The sequence below is a fragment of the Halomonas fontilapidosi genome (assembly GCF_014192285.1).
Lineage (GTDB): Bacteria > Pseudomonadota > Gammaproteobacteria > Pseudomonadales > Halomonadaceae > Halomonas > Halomonas fontilapidosi.
This window is the reverse complement of sequence record NZ_JACHXQ010000020.1, coordinates 1,874-4,867: the sequence shown is the minus strand read 5'-3', so window position 1 is coordinate 4,867 and position 2,994 is coordinate 1,874. Positions and strand designations below refer to the sequence as shown.

Below are 2,994 nucleotides of genomic sequence, written 5' to 3'. Positions count from 1 at the left end.
CGCCATCGGCAGACCGCTTGGGTGTTATATGGTCAAGCCTCACGGGCCATTAGTACCGGTTAGCTCAACGCCTTGCAGCGCTTCCACATCCGGCCTATCAACCAGCTGGTCTCGCTGGGCCCTTCAGGAGGCTCGAGGCCTCGGGGATGTCTCATCTTGAAGGGGGCTTCCCGCTTAGATGCTTTCAGCGGTTATCCCGTCCGCACATAGCTACCCGGCAATGCCACTGGCGTGACAACCGGAACACCAGAGGTGCGTCCACTCCGGTCCTCTCGTACTAGGAGCAGCACTTCTCAAACATCCAACGCCCACGGCAGATAGGGACCGAACTGTCTCACGACGTTCTAAACCCAGCTCGCGTACCACTTTAAATGGCGAACAGCCATACCCTTGGGACCGACTTCAGCCCCAGGATGTGATGAGCCGACATCGAGGTGCCAAACACCGCCGTCGATGTGAACTCTTGGGCGGTATCAGCCTGTTATCCCCGGAGTACCTTTTATCCGTTGAGCGATGGCCCTTCCATACAGAACCACCGGATCACTAGAACCTACTTTCGTACCTGCTCGACGTGTCTGTCTCGCAGTTAAGCACCCTTATGCTCTTGCACTCAATGCACGATTTCCAACCGTGCTGAGGGTACCTTCGTGCTCCTCCGTTACGCTTTGGGAGGAGACCGCCCCAGTCAAACTACCCACCACACACGGTCCTCGGTCCGGATCACGGACCTGAGTTAGAACGCCAATGATGCCAGGCTGGTATTTCAAGGTTGGCTCCACCCGAACTGGCGTCCGGGTTTCCAAGCCTCCCAGCTATCCTACACAAGCAACATCAGCGTCCAGTGTGAAGCTATAGTAAAGGTTCACGGGGTCTTTCCGTCTAGCCGCGGGTACACAGCATCTTCACTGCGATTTCAATTTCACTGAGTCTCGGGTGGAGACAGCGTGGCCATCATTACGCCATTCGTGCAGGTCGGAACTTACCCGACAAGGAATTTCGCTACCTTAGGACCGTTATAGTTACGGCCGCCGTTTACCGGGGCTTCGATCAGGAGCTTCGCCGAAGCTAACACCATCACTTAACCTTCCGGCACCGGGCAGGCGTCACACCCTATACGTCCGCTTGCGCGTTTGCAGAGTGCTGTGTTTTTAATAAACAGTTGCAGCCACCTGGTATCTTCGACCGCCTCGTGCTCCGGCCGCAGGGCCTTCACACTAACGCGGCGTGCCTTCTCCCGAAGTTACGGCACCATTTTGCCTAGTTCCTTCACCCGAGTTCTCTCAAGCGCCTGGGTATTCTCTACCTGACCACCTGTGTCGGTTTGGGGTACGGTCCCACTGTATCTGAAGCTTAGAGGCTTTTCCTGGAAGCGTGGCATCGATGACTTCCAGACCGTAGTCTGTTCGTCTCGTCTCTCGGCCTTGGGGAACCGGATTTGCCTGATCCCCCAGCCTACTGACTTTCACCAGGACAACCAACGCCTGGCCCACCTAGCCTTCTTCGTCCCCCCATCGCAATACAGTGAGGTACGGGAATATTGACCCGTTTCCCATCGACTACGCCTTTCGGCCTCGCCTTAGGGGCCGACTCACTCTGCTCCGATTAGCGTCGAACAGAAACCCTTGGTCTTCCGGCGGGGGAGTTTTTCACTCCCCTTGTCGTTACTCATGTCAGCATTCGCACTCGTGATACCTCCAGCAGACTTCTCAATCCACCTTCATCGGCGTACACGACGCTCCTCTACCGCTCATCCAGAGGATGAACCCGTAGCTTCGGTACCTGGTTTGAGCCCCGTTACATCTTCCGCGCAGGCCGACTCGACTAGTGAGCTATTACGCTTTCTTTAAAGGATGGCTGCTTCTAAGCCAACCTCCTAGCTGTCTGAGCCTTCCCACATCGTTTCCCACTTAACCAGGATTTCGGGACCTTAGCTGACGGTCTGGGTTGTTTCCCTTTTCACAACGGACGTTAGCACCCGCTGTGTGTCTCCCACGCTGCACTCACCGGTATTCGGAGTTTGCCTCGGGTTGGTAAGTCGGGATGACCCCCTAGCCGAAACAGTGCTCTACCCCCGGCGGTGATACGTGAGGCGCTACCTAAATAGCTTTCGAGGAGAACCAGCTATCTCCGGGCTTGATTAGCCTTTCACTCCGATCCACAAGTCATCCAAATCTTTTTCAACAGATCCTGGTTCGGTCCTCCAGTTGATGTTACTCAACCTTCAACCTGCTCATGGATAGATCGCCCGGTTTCGGGTCTATTCCCAGCGACTGGTCGCCCAGTTAAGACTCGCTTTCGCTACGCCTCCCCTATTCGGTTAAGCTCGCCACTGAAAATAAGTCGCTGACCCATTATACAAAAGGTACGCGGTCACAGGACATGCCTGCTCCCACTGCTTGTACGCATACGGTTTCAGGATCTATTTCACTCCCCTCTCCGGGGTTCTTTTCGCCTTTCCCTCACGGTACTGGTTCACTATCGGTCAGCCAGGAGTATTTAGCCTTGGAGGATGGTCCCCCCGTCTTCAGTCAAGGTTTCTCGTGCCCCGACCTACTCGATTTCACGACACTCAGATTTCGGCTACGGGACTATCACCCGCTATGGTCGAGCTTCCCAGCTCGTTCGCCTATCAGTCGTGCCGCTTAAGGGCTAGTCCCCGTTCGCTCGCCGCTACTGGGGGAATCTCGGTTGATTTCTTTTCCTCGGGGTACTGAGATGTTTCAGTTCCCCCGGTTCGCCTCCTGACACCTATATATTCAGTGCAGGATACCCACGTTACCGTGGGTGGGTTTCCCCATTCAGAAATGCCCGGGTCACAGGTTGTTTGCCACCTCGCCGAGCCTTATCGCAGGCTTCCACGTCTTTCATCGCCTCTGGCTGCCTAGGCATCCACCGTATGCGCTTCATCGCTTGACCATATAACCCCAAGAGGTCTGGTCCGCGATGACGTACGACATTGCCGGATACGCTTGAGACGTATCTCGTGTCTCTCGA

Annotated in this window: 1 rRNA gene; it reads right to left on the bottom strand. The window is 55.5% G+C overall.

Annotated features, from left to right (window positions below):
• Window positions 1-28: 28 nt before the first annotated feature.
• Window positions 29-2,916, bottom strand: a 23S ribosomal RNA gene (locus tag FHR95_RS16970).
• Between the last annotated feature and the right edge of the window lie 78 nt (window positions 2,917-2,994).